Source organism: Microcoleus pseudofavosus SVA1_A4, assembly GCF_036700565.1.
GTDB lineage: Bacteria > Cyanobacteriota > Cyanobacteriia > Cyanobacteriales > Microcoleaceae > Microcoleus.
In genome coordinates this window covers 1-25,119 of sequence record NZ_JAUBPE010000063.1, presented here as the reverse complement: position 1 = coordinate 25,119, position 25,119 = coordinate 1, and the positions used below count along the sequence as shown (strand labels likewise).

General features: G+C 42.3%; 11 protein-coding genes. All 11 read right to left on the bottom strand.

The window, feature by feature from the left end:
* Window positions 1–3: 3 nt before the first annotated feature.
* Window positions 4–1,188 carry an acyl-CoA dehydrogenase family protein gene (locus QUA02_RS23535; protein WP_333031247.1) on the bottom strand — a complete coding sequence of 395 codons (1,185 nt, stop codon included), beginning with the start codon at window positions 1,186–1,188 and terminating at the stop codon, window positions 4–6.
* A gap of 45 nt (window positions 1,189–1,233) precedes the next feature.
* Window positions 1,234–1,485 (bottom strand): acyl carrier protein, encoded by a 252-nt coding sequence (locus QUA02_RS23530; protein WP_333031244.1) that lies wholly within the window; start codon window positions 1,483–1,485, stop codon window positions 1,234–1,236.
* A 19-nt stretch (window positions 1,486–1,504) separates the two neighbouring features.
* Window positions 1,505–2,380 (bottom strand): 3-hydroxyacyl-CoA dehydrogenase family protein, encoded by an 876-nt coding sequence (locus QUA02_RS23525; RefSeq protein ID WP_333031243.1) that lies wholly within the window; start codon window positions 2,378–2,380, stop codon window positions 1,505–1,507.
* Between the two features lie 17 nt (window positions 2,381–2,397).
* Window positions 2,398–7,074 carry a type I polyketide synthase gene (locus tag QUA02_RS23520; protein WP_333031241.1) on the bottom strand — a complete coding sequence of 1,559 codons (4,677 nt, stop codon included), beginning with the start codon at window positions 7,072–7,074 and terminating at the stop codon, window positions 2,398–2,400.
* 58 nt (window positions 7,075–7,132) lie between these two features.
* The gene (locus QUA02_RS23515; protein ID WP_333031238.1) at window positions 7,133–11,410 is read right to left on the bottom strand and encodes a non-ribosomal peptide synthetase; all 4,278 of its coding nucleotides are present in this window, start codon (window positions 11,408–11,410) and stop codon (window positions 7,133–7,135) included.
* The gene (locus QUA02_RS23510; RefSeq protein ID WP_333031237.1) at window positions 11,407–13,032 is read right to left on the bottom strand and encodes a zinc-binding dehydrogenase; all 1,626 of its coding nucleotides are present in this window, start codon (window positions 13,030–13,032) and stop codon (window positions 11,407–11,409) included. Before QUA02_RS23510 ends, QUA02_RS23515 begins: the two co-directional genes overlap by 4 nt.
* Window positions 13,019–17,944, bottom strand: a complete 4,926-nt coding sequence (locus QUA02_RS23505) for a type I polyketide synthase (RefSeq protein WP_333031233.1) — start codon at window positions 17,942–17,944, stop codon at window positions 13,019–13,021. The genes QUA02_RS23510 and QUA02_RS23505 overlap by 14 nt, the downstream gene beginning before the upstream one ends.
* 130 nt (window positions 17,945–18,074) lie before the next feature.
* Window positions 18,075–21,545 (bottom strand): non-ribosomal peptide synthetase, encoded by a 3,471-nt coding sequence (locus tag QUA02_RS23500; protein WP_333031230.1) that lies wholly within the window; start codon window positions 21,543–21,545, stop codon window positions 18,075–18,077.
* A gap of 61 nt (window positions 21,546–21,606) precedes the next feature.
* Window positions 21,607–23,115 carry a 3-oxoacyl-[acyl-carrier-protein] synthase III C-terminal domain-containing protein gene (locus QUA02_RS23495; RefSeq protein ID WP_333031228.1) on the bottom strand — a complete coding sequence of 503 codons (1,509 nt, stop codon included), beginning with the start codon at window positions 23,113–23,115 and terminating at the stop codon, window positions 21,607–21,609.
* A 79-nt stretch (window positions 23,116–23,194) separates the two neighbouring features.
* On the bottom strand, window positions 23,195–24,568 hold the full coding sequence (locus tag QUA02_RS23490; RefSeq protein WP_333031225.1) for a salicylate synthase: 1,374 nt from the start codon (window positions 24,566–24,568) through the stop codon (window positions 23,195–23,197).
* 32 nt (window positions 24,569–24,600) lie between these two features.
* Entirely contained in the window at window positions 24,601–25,035 is a 435-nt protein-coding gene (locus QUA02_RS23485) for an AMP-binding enzyme (RefSeq protein ID WP_333031222.1), read from the bottom strand.
* Window positions 25,036–25,119 lie beyond the last annotated feature (84 nt).

The following is a 25,119-nucleotide window of genomic DNA, read 5'->3' as shown; positions in this document are numbered from 1 at the left end:
TTTTCACGTCCTTGCTACTAATTCTTGAGCTATCGAACTGCGATTTTGTGAGAATTTATATTCTTGATAACCGTATTCAGCGATGGTAATCTCTTGAATTTGGGTACTACCTTCGATGATTTCCATGATTTTTGCATCCCGTAAATACCGTTGAACTGGGTATTCGCTGCTGCAACCATTTCCCCCGTGAATTTGGACGGCATCATTAGCTACTTTGGTTGCGATCGTAGAAGCAAAATATTTGGCGATCGAGGTTTCCATAATTGAGTTGGGGTCGCCAATATCTTTGAGATAACCTGCTTGATAACATAGTAATCGGGCGGCTTTGATATTCGCGAGCGCCTCAGTAATCATTTGTCGAATTAGTTGATGCTCTTTGAGATAAACATCAAATTGCTTGCGTTTACTTGTATATTCAATGCAGGCTTCTAAGCAAGCTTGGGCAATACCAACACAACCGCACGCGACACTGTACCGTCCCAAATCAAGTGCAGAAGATGCTACGTGGGAGAAACCAAAACCTTGTCTGCACACGAGATTTTCTTGGGGAATTTGACAATTATTTAGGTGCAGTTCTGCTAACATCGAACCTCTGACACCTAACATTCCAAAAATTGGTTTAATTGAGAGTCCCGGACTGTTTTTTTCGACTAAAAAAGCAGAGGGTTTACCTTCCCACTTGGCAAAAACTAAGAAAACATCGGCAATTTGTCCGTAAGTAATCCATTTTTTTTGCCCGTTTAAGATATAAGAGTCGCCAGAAAGTGTTGCTGTCGTCTCTACGGCTTTGGCGTCGCTACCTACGTTAGGTTCGCTCAATGCGAAAGCTGCGATCGCATCGCCGGATGCTAATTTAGTCAGCCAATGTTCTTTTTGAAATTTACTGCCCCATTTGAGAATACCATGCGCGACCATAGAATGAACTGTTAGCAAACACCTTAGCGAAGAACATCCCCGTCCGATTTCCTCGTTTAGGAGACCGTAGGCGATCGCATCCATGCCAATGCCGCCCCATTCTTCGGGTAATATGGCTCCTAAATATCCTTTTTGAGCTAGTTTTTGGATGATTTCGGGGGGAGTTCTTTCTTCGCGATCGATGCGATCGGCATGAGGAACTATTTCTTCATCTACGAAAGCTCTAAAAGTGGAGCGATTGTCTTTTTGCTGAGAACTTAATTCTATTTTCATTGTATCACTTAATTCCTCCAAATGTCAACATTAAAATCCTATTTTTTACTCTCTCGCCAGTACGGTAGTTTTCCGTTCTAGTAACGCCGCCATCGAGTTGACACTCCTGAAGTTAGCAAATTCCAGGTCTTCATTTTCGATCGTCACTTCAAACTCTTTTTCTATAAACAACACCAATTGCATGGCAAACATGGAATTGACGAATCCCAAAGCAAATATGTCTTCATCATCCTGCAAGTCATGGTTGCCGAAAAACTGACAAAGGAATTTTTTGATTTGGTCTTTAGCTGCTTTCATGTTCTGTAATTTCTAATGACTAATGATTGTAGGTATAGAAACCTTTTCCGCTTTTTCGCCCGTGCAATCCCGCATCTACCATTTTTTTGAGTAAAGGACAGGGGCGATATTTACTGTCATTGAAGCTTTCGTACAAGACTTCTATCGAGAAGAGAATTGTATCTAATCCGATTAAATCTGCTGTTTCTAAGGGCCCCATTTTGTGACCGAAACAGGATTTAAAAATTTTATCAACCTGTTCGGCTGAAGCTACTCCTTCTTGCAACAGAAAAATTGCTTCGTTAACGGTTAACATTAGCACCCGATTGGAAACAAAACCAGGCGAATCATTAACTAAGATAGATTCTTTTCCCATCTTCGCTAATAATTTTGTGGCGGTTTCGATCGTCTGCTCAGAAGTATGATATCCGCGAATCATTTCCACCATCGGCTTCATCGGCACGGGGTTCATGAAATGAATGCCAATCACTCGATCTGCCCTCTTGGTAGCGGAAGCGATCCGAGTAATGGAAATGGCTGATGTGTTGGCGGCAAAAATAGTTTCTTCCGGGCAAATCGCGTCTATTTTACTGTATACCTCCTTTTTAATATCCCATTTTTCGGTAACATTTTCAACGACGAATTCCGCTTTTTCTAGAAACTGATAGTTACTGGAAAAAGTAATTTTATCCAAAATGTCATTTGGACTATCGGCTTTCTCATTTTTGTTGAAAAACCCTTGAAAACGGATATTATTTTTGATTTCCTGCTTCGCTCGTTCCAGAATATTATCTGAAATATCTAAAAGCACTGCATGATGTCCGGTTTGCGCTAGATTTTGCGCTACCCCAACTCCCATAACACCTGCTCCGATTACACCGACTGTTTGAATGTTCATACTTAATCCTTTGGTCATTGGTCATTAGTCATTGGTCATATCATGGAATTAACTGGTTCAAGTTCGCGAACTTCATCTTCAGTTAATCTTTCTAATTCGTTGATGATGATTTCCTCAATAACAAAAGCTAATTCAGCTACAGATGGTGACTGAAAAAGGGAAGGAATAGATAGTTCTATCTGGAAGTCTTGGCGAAGCCGAGAAATTAACTGAATCCCGATCAAAGAGTTTCCTCCCAAGTCAAAAAAGCTGTCATTTATGCCTACGCGATCGATTCCCAGTAACTCTTGATAAATGCCAGCAATTCTGTACTCAGTATCATTGCTAGGTTCGACGTATGCAGTTTTTAGAATCGGTCGTTTGTGCGTTGATTTGGTACGAGAAGTTTCTAAATTTTCCAGTACATTTGCTAGCGTTGAAATCTGGTCGTGTTCGATAACTGTTTGGAGATTTCGCGTTGAGACTATGACTTGAGGAAATGTATTAGACAAGATATAGTCTAACGCTTTTACACCTTCTTGAGAGGTAATGCTGTATTTCTCTCGCGCCTGCTTAATCTGAACTTGTACTTCTGGAGGCAATGATGAAAGCCATTCATCTTGCAAGTTATTTTCTTGCCAACCATCCCAATTAATAGAAACTGTCAGCATTTCACGCCTGAAGAAATTATAATGGGCAAAGGCATCCAGAAAAGAACTTGCTGCACAGTAATCTGCCTGACCTAATCCACCGACAATTGAAGAAATTGAAGAAAATAGAACTAGAAAATCGAGCTTTTCATCCTTCAATACCTCATTTATTACCAATGTTCCTTTCACTTTAGGTGCAAAAACACTTTTGGCTGCTTCGGGATTTTTCTGCTGAATAAAACTGGCACTGGCAGTTCCGGCGGCGTGAATTACTCCATTAATTTTACCAAATCGATCGCGCACCTGATTCAGCATCGCTTGCATTTGTTCAAAGTTAGAAACATCTGCTTTGATCGTGAGAATTTCTGCGCCCAATTCTTCTAAAAACTTAACTTTTTCAACCTTCAATCTGTTTTGTTCGTCATGTTGCCATTCAGCTTTTGAGGGTAATTCCGAGCGACCAATTAATACTAACTTAGCTTGGGCGGTTTTTGCCAAGTATTCTGCTACAATTAGTCCGAGTTTTCCCAATCCTCCTGTGATTACATATACTCCTCCTTTCCGTAATCTAACTGTAGGTAGAGTTTGACCTTTCATGGGCAAAGCTTTAAAGTCTTGTACCCAGCGATGATTGCCGCGATAAGCGATAACGCGATCGGGAGTTTCCGCAGTCAATTCTACTAACAATTGGTTTATTAATTGCTGCCATTTCCGAGTTTCCGTTCCGGGAAGCGTGATGTCAATGCTACGACAGGCAAGGTTTGAATATTCCTGGGAAATTACTTTGCATATTCCTAAAATCGTGGCTTTTTCAGGATACAACTCCTCTTCGTCAAATACCTCCTGCATATTATTGGAAATCGCACAAAGTTGCATATAGTCAGTCAGATTACGTTCTCCCCATGCTTTTGCCAAAAACAGCAAACTATAGAATCCAAGCTGTTGAAATTTATCAAAATCATCAAGTCTTTTAGGGATGCGATCGCTTGGTGTTACGTTCCACAAATGGGCAATAATTTGCGGAAGTTTACCCAAGCTTTGAATCTCATTCAATAAAGTATCATAATCTTCTTTCTTTTCAGGGTTAATCGCGTATTCGCGATCGCCTATCTTATCGAATTGCTCGCCACTTCTCACCACTATTACATCTTGATTCTCGCGAGCGAGTCTTTCTACGAGTTGAGATCCTACCCCACAGCGATCGATAAACACCAGCCACGATTGTTTTTGAGCAATTAATTTCTCCGTTTCCAACGATATTGATAACGGGGATTGTTGCCAAGATGGAATATAAAACCAATCGGAAATATCAAGTTTTTGTTCTAAATTTTTCCGAACGTGATGGAGATTTGGCGTATTTTTGGGAGGTTCAATCCAGTAACGCTGACGCTCGAACGGATAAGTCGGTAACGGAATTCGAGAACGGCGATCGCTAGTATAAAATCCCGACCAATCTATCTTGACTCCTGAAAGCCAAAGCTGACCCAAAGTATTGAACAAGAAAGCCAAATCTGACTGTTGATTGTAAGCATCTCGCAGCGAGGGTAACGCGACTTTATCCGCGATCGCAACATTTTCTAAACACTGTAACGCCAAGCTGCACAAGGTCTGTCCCGGCCCAACTTCTAATAGAATCGGTTTGTGTTTTTTCCACAACTCTTGCATCCCATCAGCAAATAACACGGGTTGACACAAATGCTTCGTCCAATAATTAGGATCGGTAGCTTGTTCGGCGGTAATCCAAGTTCCGGTAACGTTTGATATATAAGAAATTTTTGGTGGTTGAAGATTGACGGTTTTTACTAATTCGGTGAAGGGTTGAGCGATCGCTTCCATCATGTAGGAATGGAAAGCATGGGAACTTTGCAAGCGCCGACAAGCTAAACCTTTTTCAGTTAGTTGAACAGCCAATTCATCTATAGCGTTTGTAGTTCCCGCTACTACGCAAAAAGCAGAACCATTAATTGCCGATAAAGAGAGGTTTTTATTCAGCAAAGGACGCACCTTTTCCTCACTCAAAGGAACCGCCAACATCGCTCCACTTGGTAACTCTTGAATCATCTGCGCTCTTTTGGCGACGAGAGTAAGAGCATCTTCTAGAGATAAGACTTCTGCTAGGGTTGCGGCGACATATTCACCGATACTGTAACCGATCGTCGCCACAGGGTGAATTCCCCAGGAAATCCACAACTGAGCTAAAGCATATTCGAGTACAAAAATAGCAGGTTGAGTGAGATGAGTTTGATTCAGTTTTTGAGTAGTTTCACCCGCTTCTTGTTCGCCGCGACCGAGCATTTTTCGCAGATCGAAACCTGATGTTGAAGCAGTTTTCATATCATTGCGATCGCGATACATGACATCTCGCAGATCCAACCCCAGCAGAGGTTTGAGAAATTGGCAACAGCGATCGACTGTTTCTTGAAATGTCGGTTCAACTTGGTATAATTCCCAACCCATGTTGACATATTGAGTTCCCAGTCCTGTAAACATAAAAGCGACTGGACGTTCGATTCCATCCTGAATATTATTGAGAACTCGTTTGGGATTTTGAAGTGCAGCGATCGCATCTTGAATATCTTTGCAAACCAGCGTTCGCCGATGCTCAAAAGCTCGACGACCTACTTGCAAGGTGTAAGCGACATCAGCTAAGTTGAGGTCGGGATGCTGTTTTAAATGTTCGGCTAAATTTGCCGTCGCCGTTTCCAAAGCCGAGTTAGTTTTGGCAGATAACATTAGTAATTGCCAAGTCCGAGACGTTTCAGAAGTTTGAGCAGGCGGCGCTTCTTCGAGAATTACGTGAGCATTCGTACCTCCAATTCCTAAAGAACTAACCCCAGCACGGCGAGGATTTTGCTGCGTTTCCCACTCTAAAAGTTTGGTATTGACGTAAAACGGACTGTTAGCAAAATCAATTTTAGAATTGGATGCTTCAAAATGCAAACTCGGTGGAATTAACTGATGTTCGATCGCTAAAACTGTTTTAATTAAACCTGCTACGCCAGCAGCAGCACCGAGATGTCCGAAATTAGTTTTAACGGAACCAACTGCACAGAAAGCTTTTTGTGCAGTACGACTTTGAAAAACTTGTGTCAGCGCGGCAATTTCGATCGGATCTCCTAAAGGTGTTCCGCTTCCGTGAGCTTCAATATAATTTATTGTTTCAGGTTCAATTCCCGCGATCGCTTGAGCTTCGGAAATCACTGCTGATTGACCATCTGGACTGGGAGCAGTATAACCAGCTTTCAACGCGCCGTCGTTATTAATTGCCGAACCTTTGATAATTGCATGAATGGAATCTCCATCTGCGATCGCATCTGCCAACCGTTTGAGAACCACAACTCCTACACCGCTACCGAAAATACTTCCCCGCGCTTTAGCATCAAAGGATCGGCAATGTCCGTCGGGAGAAGCAAATCCCTCTTGAGACAAATACCCAACCTTCTGTGGAACGCGAACTGCAACGCCACCCGCCAAAGATATATCGCATTCGCCATTCAATAAACTTTGGCAAGCGATATGAATAGCCACCAATGAAGTAGAACAGGCGGTTTGAACGCTGACACTCGGTCCTTTGAGGTTCAATTTATAAGAAACTCTGGAAGATAGATAATCTTTATCATTTCCTAGCAGCGTTTGTAAATCTGATAGACCAAAATTAGGATAGATATTGTTGAGCAGATAAGTGTTAGTTTCTGAACCTGCGTAAACACCGATCGAACCTTGGTAAGTTTCCGAATTGTAACCTGCATTTTCGAGTGCTTCCCAAGCAGATTCGATAAATAATCGATGCTGGGGATCTAAAATTTCAGCTTCTTTCGGACTGAAGCCGAAGAACTCAGCGTCAAATCCTTCAACGTCTGATAGAACAGGATTAGCTTTGACGTAATTGGGGTTGTTCAGCAAAGTTGAGTCTACACCTGAACAGAGTAGTTCTTCATCTGAATAAAATTCAACTGACTCTACACCTTCTCGCAGATTCTGCCAGAAAATATCGATATCTTTTGCCCCTGGAAAACGACCTGCCATTCCGATAATGGCTATTTCCGACCCATTCATATCATTCTGTAAATGCACTGCGCTCATCTAATTTTAACTCCTTTGATTATTGACAATTAGCAATTTAAAATCCAAATTTCAAAATCTAAAATTTCTTCCCCCGATGCTTCTGTCTGGATTGTTGTTGTTGACCTCGTAAAGTTTGGCGATCGCTCCGTATTGAGCCTCGCTCTTGACCTTGTTCGGTCGAGGTTTTTGTAGTTTCATTTGGATTTAAGTATTTGAGCAAAGAAGAAATCGTTGGGGCTTTAAACATATCAACGATCGGTATTTTTTTACCCAATATTTCTTGCAATTTGAGTTGAGTCTTGACCATGAGTAACGAATTACCCCCCAACTCAAAGAAATTATCATTAATTCCTATTTTTTCGAGTTGAAGTACCTGTTGCCAAACCCCTGCAATGAGTTGTTCGGAATCTGTTACTGGCTCAACGTAAGCCGTACTCTGTTGGGGAAGCAGACTTTCTAGCGCAGACAAGGCGAGGCGATCGACCTTACCATTCCGTGTTAATGGTAAGTCGTCTAGTAGCACATAACCAGAAGGTACCATATATTCGGGAAGTTTTTGCTGCAAGAAATCGCGTAATTCATCAGTTAATGATTCTGACCGATCGTTCTGAAATGTTGCAGGTTTTTCCTCCAACCACTGCTTAGTCCAACTTGGATCTATTCCTCCGCCTACCATATTGTGAAGTAAAATTTGACTGGATTCGAGTGCAAATAAATCTCGCAATTGGTCAAATTCTATCGAACCTATAGGACACAAACCAATTTCATACTTGGGCGCGGTTTCCATCAGTAACTGACTGATATAACCCGCCTCCAACATACAAAAATCTCGCGTCACTTCTCCATACATCGGCGCGATCGCACTCAGTTGCCCGATCAAAAATAGGGAAAAAGCCGCTTCCTCAAAAATTAGCTGATTTTTTTGATAGATCCTGCTGTTAATCTCACTAGCAGCACTCACAAATACCAAACGGTGGTAAGTAGGATTGTAATAGTAAAATCCACTTTCTAACCCTTCCACTCGGTTGGGTTTAACATACAAATATGCCTGCACGGGGTAGAGGCCACCAGCGGAAGCATAGCGATATTTAGGTAAAGGGGAACTATCCAGCGTTATGGGTAGCAAGCAGCTTAAAAACTCACCTAACTGTTTCAAATAAATGGCTTTATCTAAAAATTGCCGATAACTCTGACGCTGCAAATAAGCCTGGTTCATAATTTCATCAAACTCAGGTTTTGGCAACTCAATACTGGGTTGAGTGGGTTGAAGCTGTCGCAATCCTAGTTGTTTGAACTTAAATTCAATGCGTTCTACCGGATCGATTAACACTCCTTCAAGTTGACCAGGCTCATAAGCTTCAGCCAGCTTATTTTCGGTATAAATTTTCTGTTTGGGAACGATGTAAGCTACCAAGCGCTGTTGGTTAGACTCGTTACCCACAACTGTAACTACAGAAGCTTTTACATTGGGATGTTGGGTTAATGCTGCTTCGATTTCTCCGGTTTCAATGCGCTGTCCTCGAATCTTAATTTGAAAGTCTACTCGTCCTAAAAACTCGATGTTGCTATCTGGTAAATAGCGACCTAAATCTCCCGTGCGGTAAATCCGTTCTCCCGTGCGCGGATGAGTGATGAAATTAGTTTTAGTCTTTTCTTCATCCTGCCAGTAACCTTTTGCTAATTGTACGCCAGCGCAGTACATTTGACCGGGAACCCACACCGGGCAATCTTCTAAAGATTCGTTCAAAATGTAATATTTTGCGTTAGCCATCGGTTGACCGTAAGGAATACTCTTCCAGTTAGGTTCGGCTTTTTCGATGAGATAACCGATGTTCCAAATTGTAGTTTCAGTCGGCCCGCCAATACTAAGGATTTGGATATTTGGCAGTAAAGATTTTAGTCGCTCTGGCAAAGAAATCGGGAGCCAATCTCCACCTAAAATTGCCAAACGCAAACTTAAAGGAATAGTTGCCGATTGCTGTTCGACATAACTAACCAACATCTCCATCATCGCCGGAACTGAATTCCATAAAGTCACTCTTTCTCGCAACATCAAATCTATCCAGTGAGAGGGATCTTTCACCGCTTCAGCATCTGGCATGACAATGCTACCGCCAGCACTTAAAAGCCCAAAAATGTCGTAAACAGATAAGTCGTGATTGAGCGCGGTTACAGCTAGGATAGAGTCTTGGTAACTGACATTAAAGCGTCTATTAGTGTGGATAACCACATTCACCACGTTGCGATGAGTAATCATCACGCCTTTGGGTTTGCCTGTGGAACCAGAGGTGTAAATTACATAAGCTAAATCGTCTGGTTTTTGAATTGGATCTAATGCTTGTTTGCTTTCTTTTGCTAAGTCTTCATTGTCTAAACAGAGTAGTTGAATTCCTTCACGCCAAGTAAGTTTTTCTTTTAACCAAGATTGAGTCAAAACAATTTCAACTTGGCTGTTTTCTAGGAGATAAAACAAGCGTTCTTCAGGCAATCCTGGGTCAATGGGAACGTAAGCAGCACCAGCAGCCAAAATACCCATGACTGCGACAATTTGTTCCCATCCTTTCTCCATTACTATTGCGACCAACCGATCGGGAAGAACTCCTAATTGGCGCAGTCGATGACCGACTTGATTAGATCGCTCGAATAATTTCTGATAGGTTAAGCTGCTAGTGGAAGTTACCACAGCAATTTTTTCCGGTCGCTGTTTAACTTGAGTTGCAAACAAACTGTGAAGTAAGGTATCTGATACTTCAGCCGCAGTATTGTTGATGGCTGCGCGTTGTTCTAATTGTGCAGATGGTATTAATTGCGGCGCTGTTTCTTGCCAAGTGTTTTCTTCATCAGCTAAGCGTTGCAGGAGACTACAAGCTGCGTCGAACATATCATCGATCATCCCTTCTGGGAATAGTTCGTCTACGACTTGCCAAGTGTAGATTAGAGAGCCATCAGACTCCATAAAATAGATATTATCTATCCAAATTTGCGGGGTTTGATAGACGTTATAAACAACTTTTCCCAGAGGAATATCTCCGATCGCATTATTACCATCCACATCTTGAGGAGTAGTCGTAAATACGATCGGCATTGCGACTCCTCCCGCCTTGCCTTGAACCTTAGCTAATTCTCGCAGGACTCGCACGCCAGTTACATAGTCGTGTTCTAAATCCTGCCAAAGTTGCGACTGAATGCGCTGCGATCGCGCTTCAAATGATTCATTTCCTGAGTTGTCTACTTCTAGAAGCGTAAATGATACCAACTCTCCCATAATATCGTTGACTTGAGGATGCAATGGTAGGCGATTGAATCGCGGCACGTTGATAGTAAATCTCTGGGTTTTACTCCAGCGTCCTATCACTTCCGCGTAGACTGCAAGCAATGTTCCAGCTAAGGTTAAACTGCCTTTAGCCGCTCTATTTGTTAGTCTTTGTACCGTTTGAGATTCTAATTTGTATTTGAGACTAACAAATCGAGGGTTTTTGAGATTGCCGGGATTTTGCGCTAGGGGTAATTCCGGTGCTGGCGGTAACGTGGGAATACGAGATAGCCAATATTTTAAAGATTTTTCATAGATAGGTGAATTTTCTAGAGCGATCGCAGCTAAAACGTAGTCTCGGAATGAAAGTTCTAGAGGAGGTAAGTGTCGATCGCTCTTGTCGTAGAGTTCTTTTAACTCTCGAAATAAAAGCTGTAAACTCCTGCCATCAAGACACCAGCCATCAATGCTGATATGAAGCCTGCTGCTATTTTCATCTAATTGAGAGGCGAGGATTTCAAATTGAGGCCACTGTTCGAGAGATAACATTTGGTGCGAGAGGCGATCGCGAATCATTTCTATTTGAAAAGCTACAGCCTCAGCGTCTTTTCCCCGCAGATCTAATACCTGAATTTCATAAGGCGGTACTTGCGGCAAAATTTGCTGCTGTCCATCCGGCAAAACGATCGCTCGCAGCATATCGTGACGGTTAATTAACTGCTGCCAAGCTAAATTTAATCGGTCTATATTTAGATCGACGATCTCGATTTCTGTATAGCTGTGGATGGACACATTCCCCATATCAAAATAATCCGTTCTGCCGATCCAGTAAGCCTGCTGCATATCGTTGAGCGGGAAAGGCTGATACCGATTTTTGAGGTCGGGTGAAATCAAAGGCAATGTTTGGTCTTGAATACTGGAATCTTCGCTAAATTTATTTAGAAATGTCAGGATTTCAGTTTTGCGATCGGTCAATTGTTCGCGCAACGCAGGTGTCAAAATTTCCGTGGGAGCATTGCAGCGCAGGCGATCGTTATCTACCCAAAGTTTGATACCGAGTTCGCTGAGGTTGAATAAAAATTCGTCAATAGATTGTTTCATAATTCGATCTCCGTTCTGTCATCTAATTCAGTATTAATAGGCGCTTGGAATTTTTGAGTAGTCAAACGAATCTTCTCGATGTACTGGGAAATGTCGGCTACAGTGGGTGCATCAAACAGGATGCTTAACGGCAAATCCATCTTGATGGCTAGGCGCATCTGAGCAATAACTTGGGTGGCTAATAAGGAATGTCCTCCTAATTCAAAAAAGTTGTCATGGATACCCACTTGCTTGACACCTAGAAACTTCTGCCAAATGTTAGCGATCGTTTCTTCGAGATCGTTGATGGGAGCAATATAAGCATTGCTTAATTCGGGTCGGGGGTGCGTTGCTTGGGATAAATTAGTATTTTCTCCGGTTTCTGAGAAATTTATTATGCTATCCGAATTATGCCCCTCAATTAAGGTCGTCAAATCGCGGGTTGATACTAAAACTTGGGGCAGTTTACTCTCTAAAATTCGCCTGAAAACGTTGATACCTTCTGACGGTAACAATCCATCTTCTAGAAAATTTCTTGGCAAACTTTTTGCAGAAAACTGGGAATTTGTAGAAGTTAATACGTTATTTTTTTCCACTTCTACTTCCCTTTTATCCTGCCATGATATCACAATTTTGCCAATATGTTTGCCGACGGTCATGTATTCAAAAGCGCGAACTATTTCCGAAATGGGAAAGACTTGATGAGGTAGGGGAGTGAAATTTTTATTGTTAAAGTGTTGCACTACTACTCGCCAAAGTTCGCTGAAATTAGGTAGTTCCGGCTCTACTTGAATCGCAAAAAATGATAACCGTTTTTCAAAAGGTTGCAGACCTAATTGGCTATTATTAAGGATATCGCGTTGACCGATTTCTAAGAACCGTCCGTAACGTCCTAAAACCGCGAGACTTTTTGGTATGAATTCGCCTCCTAATGAGTTCAAAACTACATCTACGCCTTTGCCTTCTGTGCGTTTCATCACTTCATCAGCAAAAGTCAAAGACCTGGAATCCATTACTTGTTGAATGCCGAGCGATCGCAAAAATTCTCGTTTTTCATCATTGCCCGCCGTAGCGAAGATTTCCGCACCTATCCACTGAGCAATTTGTACGGCAGCCATCCCCACACCGCCAGCGGCTGAATGAATCAAAATTCTTTCACCCTGGCGCAATTTGCCCAATTTAATTAGAGCATAATAAGCGGTTACGAAAGCAACTGGAATTGTCGCCGCTTCTTCTAAACTGAGATGTGCTGTTTTTGGCGCTACTAACTGAGCAGAAGTGGTGATAAATCGGCTAAAGCATGAAGTACCAAAAGCAATTACTTCATCTCCAAGTGCCAAGCCATCAACGCCTTTCCCCAAAGCCGTTATTTTGCCGACACATTCGAGTCCAAACTTGAAATTAAAATCAGTTGGAACGGGAACCAAACCAAGAGCAAGAAGCACTTCCTTAAAGTTAAGCCCAGTTGCGATCACCTCAATCTCTACTTCACCTACACCGGGCTTTTGACGCGGAATAGGACGAAATATTAGAGTGTCTAATAAGCCAGGAGAAGAGATAGTTAAATAGACGTTTTGGCTTTCCGAACTGGTGGCAGTTTGGTTTGGTTTATCGTTCTTTATCGTATCATTAAATGTTTTCATTTAAACACCTCAAAGTATATTCTTCAATTTCCATCAATCTCGTACCCATTTCATCCAAAATCGTGATATTAAATTTCATCGTTTCTTTTTGAGATTGCTTATTTTCTATCAACCTGATGTAACTATATATCCGACCAGATAAATCTCCTTGAATCCGTAATGCTTTATAAGAAAAAGGTAAGTAAGTCGCCCCTTCATCTTTTAATTGCATCATCAGGAAACCCGTAGCATAGTCTAATAAAGCTGGATGCAATTTATATGACTTTAAATCGCTAGTAAATACTGAGGGTAATTCAAGAAGTGCTAATCCTTGATTGCTGCCCAGTTTTATCCATTTACAGTTGTGCCACCTCGCTCCAAACTCAATCGCTCCTTTTACTGTTTCACTCCCTTGTTGGGGAATAATTATTTCTCGATCGCTAAACTCTCGTTCTATTTCTTGAATGTCAAATTTTTCAGATATTTTTAACTCCCTGTAGGCTATTTCCCCAATAGTATGTTTCTGCCATTCATCTGACTTAGAGTTAGATTTGCTCATCACCACAAACTCGAAGCCATCTTCTTTTTTGGTAAGAATTGTTTGAACTTCTTTTTCCTCATCCCCTTCTACAATTAAAGGAGACAGAAAATAGACTTGTCGCAATTCAACAATTCTATTATTAGCGTGAATTTCCGCAGCCGCGATCGCCATTTCCAAGTAGGCTGTACCTGGAAGTATGGCTTTTCCTTTAAATCGGTGTTCGTTTAAAACCCAGCGATCGCGAACGTTAAACTTGGAAATATATATTTCTTTTCCCGAACTGTCAACTAAACAGTTTTCAAACAAAGGATGTTCTACCGATCTTAATTTTTGTTGAGCAATATCGGGAGTTCGATGCAACTGCTTCACTGTTGACGCTGCCATTCCCACTTCTTGCCAAGCATCCCAGTTAATACAAGTGGTGAACGTGCCATTTGTGGAGTTTTTATAGTGAGAAAAAGCATCCAGAAAAGCATTTGCTCCAGCATAATCCACCTGTCCAACTCCGCCTATCACCGAAGCAAGAGAAGAGAACAAGACAAAGAAATCTAACTCGACATCTTTGAGGAGAATATCGAGCACCAAAGTACCTTTTACTTTAGGAGCTAAAATACGTTCAGCTTCCTCCCGCGTTTTGCGTTGAATTATACCGCCTCCAGGGACTCCCGCAGCGTGAATAACGCCATCGATGTGACCAAATTGTTTCTGAGCAAGATCGATCGCAACCTGCATTTGTTCTAAATTAGTAACATCAGCAGTAGCTACCAAAATCTCTGCGCCAGACTCTTCAAATTCGAGTAGTTTGCGAATCTTGCGGCTAATGTTATCTTGCCGATCGTGAGTAGCTAACCATTGCGATCGCTCATTTCGATCTGGAAACGCAGAACGTCCTACTAAAACAAGTTTTGCTTTGACAGTTTTCGCCAAATTCTCTGCTAAAACAAGACCAATCCCCCCCAGTCCACCTGTAATTAAATAAACTCCTCCTTCCCTCAAAACTGGTGTTTCTTCTCGTGCTTCATTTAGTTTAACTGGTTCAAAAGTTTGTAACCAGCGATTATTACCACGATAAGCAACGATCGAATCAGAAGAGTCAACAATTATTTCTGTAAATAATTGTTCTAGGAGTTTTTCTTGCCAATTTCCCGAAGATGGAAGAACAACATCAATGCTGCGACAATTGATATTTGGATATTCTTGCGCGATCGCTTTCACAGTTCCCAGCAAAGTTGCTTTTTCTGGACAGAGTAATTCATCTCCAGTTACTTCCTGTAGGTTATTAGAAACAACCACAATTTGCAACTCATCACTTAAATTTTCTTCCCCCAATGCTTGCGCTAGAAATAGTAGACTATAAAATCCTGTTTCTTGAGCTTTATCGATCAGTTCCCAGTCTAATTTACTATCTTTTGTAACAGTCCACAAATGTGCGATCGTTTTGGGAATCTTCTCTCGCTCAAAAAGTGCTTTAACTAAAGCTTTGTAATCATTTGGTTGTTGAGGATTGACAGTATAAATATCTTTCCCCAATTTGGTAAATTCTGACCCGATTTTGACGGTAATTACTTCTTGATTTTGCCGCTCTAATCGTTTCAATAATTCGACACCCAAACCGCATTCATCGATAAATACCAGATAGGATGACTGAACTTGCATGGTATTCGATTTAGGCGTTGAGAGCAGAGAACGTTTCCACGATGGAATATAAAACCAATCTGCAATATCGCGTTTTCGCTCCAACGTTACTTGGCGATTACTAGCTGATTCTGCTGGTGGATCTATCCAATAACGTTGACGATCAAAAGGATACGTTGGTAGGGGGATGCGATCGCGTTTTTCACTTGCATAAAATCCCGACCAATCTACCCGCACTCCTGCTAGCCAAAGTTTACCCAGAGTATTCAGTAAAAATCCTGAATCTGACTCTTTATCCTTGGGATGAGGAAGCGAAGAAAGTACGATTCGTCCAGATGCTTGCTGTTTAGTCAGCGTAGTTAATGTCCGTCCTGGCCCAACTTCGAGGAAAATGAGTTGAGAATCTTTAATTAACTCGGCAATTCCTTCAGAAAATCGCACGGTTTCCCGCAAATGTCGCGCCCAATAATTCGGATCGATAGCTTCAGCAGCGGTAATCCAAGTACCAGTAAGGTTGGAGATAAAGGGAATTTGAGGAGGAGTGAATTTTACTTTTTTAAGTGCTAGCACAAACGGTTCGATCATCGAATCCATCATTGCGGAATGAAACGCATGAGAGGTATGCAATTGGCGATATTCTATACCCTTTTCTGCTAGTTGACGTTCGAGGTTTTCTACCGCTTCTATCGTTCCTGAAACCACGCTCAAAGATGGACTATTACTGGCGGCTAGAAAGAGGTTTTCATTCAAAAATAATTTAACTTTTTCCGCAGATAAGCTTACAGAAATCATCGTCCCATAAGGTAATTGCTGCATCATTTTTCCGCGAGTAGCTACCAGGGACAAAGCATCTTCGAGAGAGAACACGCCACCGATACAAGCTGCTACATATTCGCCAATACTGTGACCGATGATCGATTGGGGTTGTATTCCCCAGGATATCAATAATTTGGCGAGCGCGTATTCAATAACAAATAGTGCAGGTTGAGTAATAGCAGTTTGCTGTAATTGTTGCGTTGCTTTTTCGGTTTCTTCCTTACTTGGGTAAATCAACTGGCGCAAATCTAACCCTAAATGGGGTTGAAGTAATTTAAAACAGCGATCGCACTCTTCTCGAAATATTAATTCGCTCTGATAAAGTTCCCGCGCCATATTGACATATTGCGAGCCTTGTCCTGTAAACATGAAAACGACGGCGCGATCGCTTGATTCGATAAAATTAGTAAATACTCGCTGGGGATTGTTCGATCTGAGAGTTTTTACTGCATCTTCAAGGTTATCTGCTACGATCGTCCGGCGATAATTGAATCCTCGACGACCAACTTGCAGAGTGTAAGCTACATCGGCAATATTGGCATCATAATACTGCTCTAAATAGTTAACTAAATTAGTGGTAGCTGTGTCTAATCCCGAATTAGTTTTAGCTGAAAGTATTAATAATTGTTTGGCGCGATCAGGACTAGACACTTCTGGTGCAGGAGCTTCTTCAAGAATTAGATGAGCATTAGTACCGCCGATCCCAAAAGAACTCACTCCAGCACGGCGAGGATTACCGTTAGCTTTCCATTCCGAAAGTTTACTGTTGACATAAAACGGACTATTCTCAAAGTCTATCTGCGGATTTGGTGCCTCGAAGTTGATACTGGGAGGCAGTAATTTGTGGTGGAGTGATAGAACTGTTTTGATTAAACCTACAATTCCAGCCGCCGCATCTAAATGCCCGACATTTGTTTTGACCGAGCCAATTGCACAGTAACCTTTCTTATCAGTATTGACTCGAAAAGCTTGTGTCAGCGCCGCGATTTCGATCGGATCGCCTAAAGGAGTTCCGGTTCCGTGAGCTTCTATATAACTGATTGTTTCTGGCTCAACTTCCGCCATAATTTGAGCCGATCGAATTACCCTCGATTGACCCTCTTCACTGGGAGCAGTATAGCCAACTTTTAATCCACCATCATTATTAATAGCCGATCCTTTAATAACAGCATAAATGCAATCTCGCTCTGCGATCGCATCATCCAACCGCTTGAGAACAACAACACCAATTCCATTACCGCCAATTGTGCCGTTTGCTTTGGCATCAAAAGCTCTGCACTTTCCATCAGGAGAAATAATTCCTTCGGGCGATAGTGTTAGTTCGTTTTGAGGAACTTTGACAGCAACACCAGCCGCCAAAGCCATATCGCATTCGCCACTTAATAAGCTTTGACAAGCTAAATGAACTGCCACTAATGAACTAGAACAAGCTGTTCCTACACTAACACTCGGCCCTTTCAGATTCAATTTGTAGGAGACGCGAGTGGGAACGTAATCCTTATCGACTCCAACCAGAGTTTGCAAGAAACTCATTGAATCCATCAATTCTCGGTTGGGATGAAGGTTATAAAGCAAGTAAGTGCTAATTCCCGTTCCCGCATAAACTCCGATCGGTCTTTGTTCGATTTCAGAGTCATAACCAGCATTTTCCAGCGCTTCCCAAGCACACTCTAAAAACATTTTGTGTTGGGGGTCCATCGTTTCTGCTTCTCTAGGATTAAAGCCAAAGAAAGAAGCATCGAATAGTTCTATATTATCGAGAATAGAGCCTACTTTTTTTGTGCGATCGCCTAATTTACTTGGTCTTGAATTTGGAAAGGTTGAAGTTAAATTTACCCCCTCTTTCAACTTCTCCCAAAAGTCATCAAGACTTTTACTACCGGGAAATCTTCCAGACATACCTACGATTGCAATTTCTAATCCATTTTTTTCGTAACTCATCGGCTTCTATTTCCTCCTAACATCTGCGTTCATCTGTCGTAAAAATTTAAACTAAGCACTTAGGTAATATCCCTAACCATAAATAAAGGCAATGCTTATTATTCCACTCGTAAAGTGGAGTAAATAACTTTCAAAGATTCATAAGTCTGGATTTTTGAAATCTTTGCTGGAGCCGATTTTTCCCTTGTTGGATTTTCTCTTCAGCTTCAGCTTTTGACTCGTGCAATAAGGAGACTGATTTTGGGTCTAAGCGCTTTGCTAAAGCACTAATTGTTGAGTGTTTAAACAAATCAGTTAATGCAATAGATTGTAACATATCTGGCAATAAATCTAGCAACCTCCTGTAAATTTTTGTTAGCAGTAATGAATTTCCTCCTAAATCAAAGAAATTATCGTTTATGCCTACCTCTTCTAGTCCCAAAATCTCTTTGACAGCGGTAGCAATTGTTTGTTCAACTTCGCTTTTTGGGGGAACGTAAGCAACTTCTACTTTTTGGAAAATACTCTCTTGAATAAGAATAGTACGGCGGTCTACTTTCCCATTAGCAGAAAGCGGTAAAACATCAATGAATGTAAAGGCTGATGGCATCATGTAATCGGGTAACTTCTTTTTAAGAAATTCGCTAATTTCTTCAATAGTAGGGTTTGGCTTTCTGTCGGAAACCAGGTATGCTACCAACTGCTCTTTATGCTGTTCCCCAATTGCTGCAACTACCGCAGCTTTCACATTAGGATGCTGTGTCAAAGCAGCCTCAATTTCTCCCACTTCAATGCGGTGTCCGCGAATCTTGATCTGGAAATCAACTCGTCCTAAAAATTCAATGTTGCCATCACGATGATAACACCCTAAATCTCCTGTCCGATACAGACGTTCTCCCGTGCGCGGATGATTAATAAAACTGTCGCCAGTCTTTTCTTCATTGCGCCAATAGCCTTTTGCCAACTGCACTCCAGCACAGTACATTTGTCCCGAAACCCACACCGGACAGTCTTCTAAAGCGTCGTTCAAAATATAATATTTCGAGTTCGCCATCGGTTGACCGTAGGGAATGCTCTTGCAACTTGGATCGACTTTTTCAATGAGATAGCCAATATTCCAAATAGTCGTTTCAGTCGGGCCGCCAATGCTGAGAATTTGGGTATTTGGTACTAGGGATTTTATGCGATCGGGCAAAGAAATCGGCAGCCAATCTCCTCCTAAAATTGCCAGACGCAAACTTTTTAGTAGCGCTCCAGATTCCCCCTCCATGTAATCTACCAACATCTCCATCATTGCCGGAACTGAGTTCCATAATGTCACTCCTTCTCTTACCATTAAATCTACCCAATGACGGGGATCTTTCACATCAACAGCATCCGGCAAAACGATCGCGCCGCCAGCACTCAAAATACCGAAGATATCGTAAACTGACAAATCGTGATTGAGAGCGGTCAAAGCTAAAATTCGGTCTTGCGAAGTAACATTAAAACGCTGATTCGTATGAACAACAACATTCGCCACATTGCGATGAGTAATCATCACCCCTTTCGGCAATCCCGTAGACCCAGAAGTATAGATAACATAAGCTAAATCGTCGGCTGTTTGAACTGGATTTAATGCTTGCTTGCTTTCTCGGGCTAAGTCTTCACTATCTACGCATATTAGTTGAATTCCCGATCGCCAAGTAAGCTTTTCTTTCAACCGAGATTGAGTTAGAACGATCTGAACTTCACTATTCTCTAACAGATAAGATAAGCGTTCTTCAGGTAATCCGGGATCGATGGGAACGTAAGCAGCACCGGAAGCCAAAATACCCATAACTGCGACAATTTGTTCCCATCCTTTCTCCATTACTATAGCGACTAGCTGATTGGGAATAACCCCTAATTGGCGCAGTCGATGACCGACTTGATTCGATCGCTCGAATAATTCCTGATAAGTTAATGTTCGTTCGGATGAAATGACCGCCTTTTCACCTCCTCTCTCCCTGACTTGCGCGGCAAACAAACTATGCAGTAAATCGTCGGGAATCGGCGCGTCTGTAGAATTAATAGCATTTCTTTGCGCTAATTGCGCCGAAGGTAAAAGTTGCCGATTCGTTTGCACCCAGGCAGATTCAGAAGTAGCAAGTTGCTTGAGAAAACTGCAATATGATTCAAACATATCTGCGATCGCACCAGACGGGAAAAGTTCTTCAACGACATCCCAATTAAATGTCAACCTTTCTTTTTCTTCCCAAACTTGAATATCCATCCAAGCTTGGGATGCTTGACTAATTCCATATACCAATTCCCCAAAATGACTGAACGTTAAAGTTTCTTGTCCCAGGGAACGGAAGCCGAGAGTGCTGGTAAAAACAATCGGCATTGCGCTAGGAGTTGTTCCTCTCTGACGAGCCAATTCCCGCGTCACGCTGACTCCACTAAAATAGCGATGTTCTAAATCTTGCCAAAGTTGTTTCTGAAGGCGAAGGGCTCGATCGATAAACGATTCGCGAGCGGAATTATCTACTGCTAAAAGGGTGACGGACGTAAAGTCTCCTAAGATGTCATGAACTTGAGGATGTAGCGGTAAACGATTAAATAAAGCCAGATTAATTGTAAATTTTTGGCTTTTACTCCAAAGCGCGATAATTTCAGCAAAAGCGGCCAGTAATAGCCCAGAAGGAGTCACACCCGCTTGCGCCGATCGCAACTTTAACTGTTGCCAATCAGTTCGTTCCAGTCCGCTTTCGTAGCGCCTGTTGCGATGCTCTTTGAGTTCTTTAGGATTTTTGGCGAGAGGTAAATCCGGTGCTAGAGATAGACTATCCAGACGACTCAACCAATATTCGTGCGATCGCTTATATAATTCCGTATCTTGCAACGCTTGTTCTGCCAAAACATAATCTCGAAATGTTATTTCTAACGGTGGCAATATCGCATCAGGATTTTGATACAGGTGAAACCACTCATCAAATAAACGAAACAAACTCCAAGCATCAAATACTTGCAAATCGTAGCTGATATGCAGCCGAACTACATCCCCATCTAACCGCGTTGCTCTAAACTCAAACAAAGGCCATTGGTCAGCAGGTAAAACTTGATGGGATAGGCGATCGCGAATTGCTTCAATCTGAGAGGTTACAACTTCTTTCTCCTGTCCCCTAAGATCCAAAACCTCCATTTGATATACAGGAACTTGTTTGAGAACTTGTTGCTGACCATCTGGCAATACTATTGCCCTCAGCATATCGTGGCGATCGATTAATTTGGGCAACGCCTCGTTCAATTTTTCCACGTCTAAGGCGTGACATTCAATCTCGTAGTAACCGTGATTGGCGACAGTTCCTAAGTCTAATACCCCACTACGCCCTACCCAAAATGCGTGCTGCATATCAGTCAAAGGAAAAGGTTCATAGCGCAAGTCTGGTGCTGGCTTAATTACTGGTAAAGAAGTAGAACTAGCACTCATGCTGTTCTGGCGCAATAACAGGATCAGTTCTGCTTTATGTTCAATTAATGAGTTACGCAATTCGGGAGTAATTGCTCCTTTCGGCGCATCAATTTCTAGCGAACTTCCATTGGTAGAAAGTTTTACGCCTTGGTTAGATAAAGTGTTTAAAAGTAAATGTAGATTCATATTTTTAGCTTGAAGTTAGTATTGCACCAATTGACAATTATTTTTTTCTTAGGTGTTCAAATCAAATACTTAATACTTCCCTTTCTTCCTCTGCTTTAAATTCTGTAACAAAAACCGATTCTGATGCGGTTAAGTTTGCCAAAGCTAATTGATTAAGCACCAGTTCTGCTAATTGAGTTATGTTGTTGTCGCCAAAGAATCTTTCTATTGGCACTCGCACTTGTAGATCCGTCTCGATTCGACTCCTGAGTTCAAAAGCCATTAAGGAATCAAGCAGTAAAGCCAGAGAATGCTGCGGAGTTAGACGATCGAAAGGCAATTGTAAAGAGTTGGTTAGCCATTCTATTAGATAAGTTTCCAATATTTGCTGCTGTTCTCTCGGTGCAGCGGCGAATAGTTTTTCCTTGGATAGAACAGCTTTTTGGACATCAAAAAGATTGACTGCGCTCTTTTCTTCTTCTCGATTAACATTAATTGGGGGAGCAGGAGCAGTTCCTAGCGCTACATCACCCCAGCGCATTACCGTTGCAGCCGCAGTTGCAGCCGCGCCGTTGGTGTAAACAAGAACTAAATCATTTTCGCGAATTTTACCTGCAAGAGCGGCATGGTATAAATTAGCGATCGCAAATACAGAACCGATATTCGCATACCAAGGATAAAGATCGATCGTCCGCTCCAAATCTATACCCAAAGCCCTAGCACACAGCCTCGCATACCACGCTGTCGGAGTATTGAAGGCAAAAAAGTCAATTTCTTCGAGACTCACGCCAGCCGCCGCTACAGCCCCCTCACAGCAAGTACGAACAAACTCCACACTTGTTTCGGCAAAACTGCTGGCATTCTCACCCGTCCGAGTACGCATTCCAGGCTTACCTTGCGCGTCTGTTATCAGTTCGTGTAAATACGCACCACAAGTAGCAGCAGTGTTAATTATTTTAGTGCCCAAAACTCCTTGATTAGAGTTGAGCGAATCCACCACAAAAGCTCCAGCACCGTCTCCCATAGACCGCGATAAAGTATCTTCATCATCTATAGAGTTAGATTCGATATGGGAAACAACTACTAAAACATTACGATACTCTCCCATCTGCACCAAAGCACGCGCATTTTGCAGCGCAATTAATGCACTCGAACAAGTTGATTCCAGATTCCAAGCCGGACATTTCAATTGCAATTCACCTGCGAGATAAGAGGCATTGCCAGGAACCAATTGTTCGGGAAAAATAGAAGCAACGATCGCCAATTCCACTTCATCAGTAGAAAGTTTTGCTGCATCCAGCGCCTCCCTAGCGGCGCGACATTCCAGCATCAGCGACGACTCGCCTGTACCCAGCACCCGTCGCTCCACATTACCCCGAAAAGGGTCTGATAAATATGGTGCTACCTCTTGCGACCAGATAGCAAGTCCATCATCGTTAGAGGTGAATTCATTAGACTGAAATAACCTCGTTCTTCTGGGCGAAGTTACAGCAAACAAATGAGGAAACTTTTCCAACCAATAATCATTTGTCCGAATTAGGCTGGGAAAACTGAGTGCAAGCGATCGAATACCGACTGAAGGATTGATCATAACCATTAAAACTAGGAGTGATTCTTAGGTACGTAGTTGCGCTAAAGCGCTAAAGGTCGTTAAATATCCCTGTTATCTCTTAGTCCGCGCAGGCGGACTTCGTTTGTGTAGTAGCGGTTTCAACCGCCAAAGGAGCCTTTAAAACTAAATTTGTTAACATCGTATTCATCTTATTAACAGACTCCACATACTCATTTTCGGGAATAGATTCGGCGACAATTCCTGCGCCAGCATTTAAGTAAACCCAATCACCATATTGGTAAGCCGAGCGAATTGCGATAGCGATATCTGCCATGCCATTGCTATTAACCCAACCGATCCCCCCAGCATAAATTCCTCTCGGTTCTTTTTCCAGTCGCTCAATCCATTGGAGAGCTTTGTGTTTGTCAATACCGGATACGGTGACACCCGGAAATAACACTTTCAAAGCATCCCATAAAGTTTTTTCTCCTTTTAGCTGACCGCCAATTCGCGATGATAGATGCTGCACGCACCTGTATTGCTTCACCTGCATGAAGTCAAAAATCCGAATAGTTTCTGGCAGACAAACGTCAGCCATCTCGCTTTGCGCCAGCCAGATCGAAAGCGCGTGTTCCTTTACCTCTTTAGCATCGGTAAATAACTCACTTTCCAATTGTAAATCTTCTGCCAAATTTTCCGATCTCGGTCTAGTTCCCGCCAATGGATTAGTAACTACAAAGCCATCAGCACTAACTTCCATTAAAATTTCTGGACTGAAGCCTACCGCACTTACTTCGCCAGCGTGCAAACAATACGATCGCGCTGAATTGTTGTTTTTGGCTCCTAAAGCATAAGTTCCCAGCAAATCCATCTCCGCTTTCACTTTCACGGAACGGGAAATAATCGCTTTATGTAAATCGCCGCTTTGGATGGCTTGAATCAGCTCGCCTACCTGGTTTTGATACTGTTCTCGATCGGCGAAATCTACAACTGGCGGTGTCGCTACATAGTCTCTCAATTCGCTATTTATTGATAACGCTTCCAGAACTTTTGTTGGCGACTTTATGCTTCTGATATGAACTCCTCTAGGAGCGATAAAAAGTTCGATTTCTGGAACTAAAAAATAGAGCAGCGGTTGTTCAATTGCCTTGGAGTAGGAGTAGTAGAAGCGAGCCACATCAAAGCCGATGTAACCATAAGCAGTCCAATTCTCGATCGGCAAAGATGCTAAGGCTGATTCTACTTGCTTTAGCGGATCGACAATCGGTTCTGACTTAATCTCACCCTGAAAAGCGAGCGAAACATCGTGAGAACTTACCGATATTTCCGCTAAAACATTCCCAGCAATACGTACTTCGTTTTCACTTTTGTACATTACGTATTTGGCAAAAATCCCAGCATCTAATAGATTCTGCAACACAACCAGAGCATCTCTCTGACCTGGTATGAATAGTTCGTGATAAGTTAATAAGTTGCTCGCTACCTGATACATGGGGTAAAATTTTTGGTGAAGAGAGTTAAACATTAATGCGTTTTCAGCAATGATTTGCGATGAATTTTTCCGGTGGGCGTGCGCGGTAATGTTTCCAAAAAGTGGATTATTTTAGGAGCCTTAAAATGGGGTAATCGAGCCCTAGCTAATTGTCGAATCTTCTCTTCTAAATCGGGAGATTTCTCAAAGCCGGGTTTAAGGCTGACGTAAGCGATAATCTCAGTTAATTGTTCGCCGCGATCGCATTCTGGAACTACCGCCGCATCAAGAACTCCTTCGTGCTGGAGTAAGACATCTTCCACTTCAAACGGCGATACCCACATCCCATTTACTTTGAAGAAATCATCCTTACGTCCCATAAACCAGAAATAACCATCCGCATCGCGCAGATATTTATCCCCCGTTCGCATCGCGTTCCCGTAAAGAGCTTGTCGCGTTTCCCGCAGGCGATTCCAATACCCCAGCATGAGGCTTTGGTTGAGTCGATGTGGGGTATTATCCCCAGCACCTCTCAGTTAGAACTGGACGTGCCCGTTTCCGTGCATCCAGCT

What these genes read in the sequence shown, in the direction of transcription:
- QUA02_RS23535 (WP_333031247.1), bottom strand. Translation starts at nt 1,188, where the DNA reads ATGAAAATAGAATTAAGTTCTCAGCAAAAAGACAATCGCTCCACTTTT.
- QUA02_RS23530 (WP_333031244.1), bottom strand. Translation starts at nt 1,485, where the DNA reads ATGAAAGCAGCTAAAGACCAAATCAAAAAATTCCTTTGTCAGTTTTTC.
- QUA02_RS23525 (WP_333031243.1), bottom strand. Translation starts at nt 2,380, where the DNA reads ATGACCAAAGGATTAAGTATGAACATTCAAACAGTCGGTGTAATCGGA.
- QUA02_RS23520 (WP_333031241.1), bottom strand. Translation starts at nt 7,074, where the DNA reads ATGAGCGCAGTGCATTTACAGAATGATATGAATGGGTCGGAAATAGCC.
- QUA02_RS23515 (WP_333031238.1), bottom strand. Translation starts at nt 11,410, where the DNA reads ATGAAACAATCTATTGACGAATTTTTATTCAACCTCAGCGAACTCGGT.
- QUA02_RS23510 (WP_333031237.1), bottom strand. Translation starts at nt 13,032, where the DNA reads ATGAAAACATTTAATGATACGATAAAGAACGATAAACCAAACCAAACT.
- QUA02_RS23505 (WP_333031233.1), bottom strand. Translation starts at nt 17,944, where the DNA reads ATGAGTTACGAAAAAAATGGATTAGAAATTGCAATCGTAGGTATGTCT.
- QUA02_RS23500 (WP_333031230.1), bottom strand. Translation starts at nt 21,545, where the DNA reads ATGAATCTACATTTACTTTTAAACACTTTATCTAACCAAGGCGTAAAA.
- QUA02_RS23495 (WP_333031228.1), bottom strand. Translation starts at nt 23,115, where the DNA reads ATGATCAATCCTTCAGTCGGTATTCGATCGCTTGCACTCAGTTTTCCC.
- QUA02_RS23490 (WP_333031225.1), bottom strand. Translation starts at nt 24,568, where the DNA reads ATGTATCAGGTAGCGAGCAACTTATTAACTTATCACGAACTATTCATA.
- QUA02_RS23485 (WP_333031222.1), bottom strand. Translation starts at nt 25,035, where the DNA reads ATGCTGGGGTATTGGAATCGCCTGCGGGAAACGCGACAAGCTCTTTAC.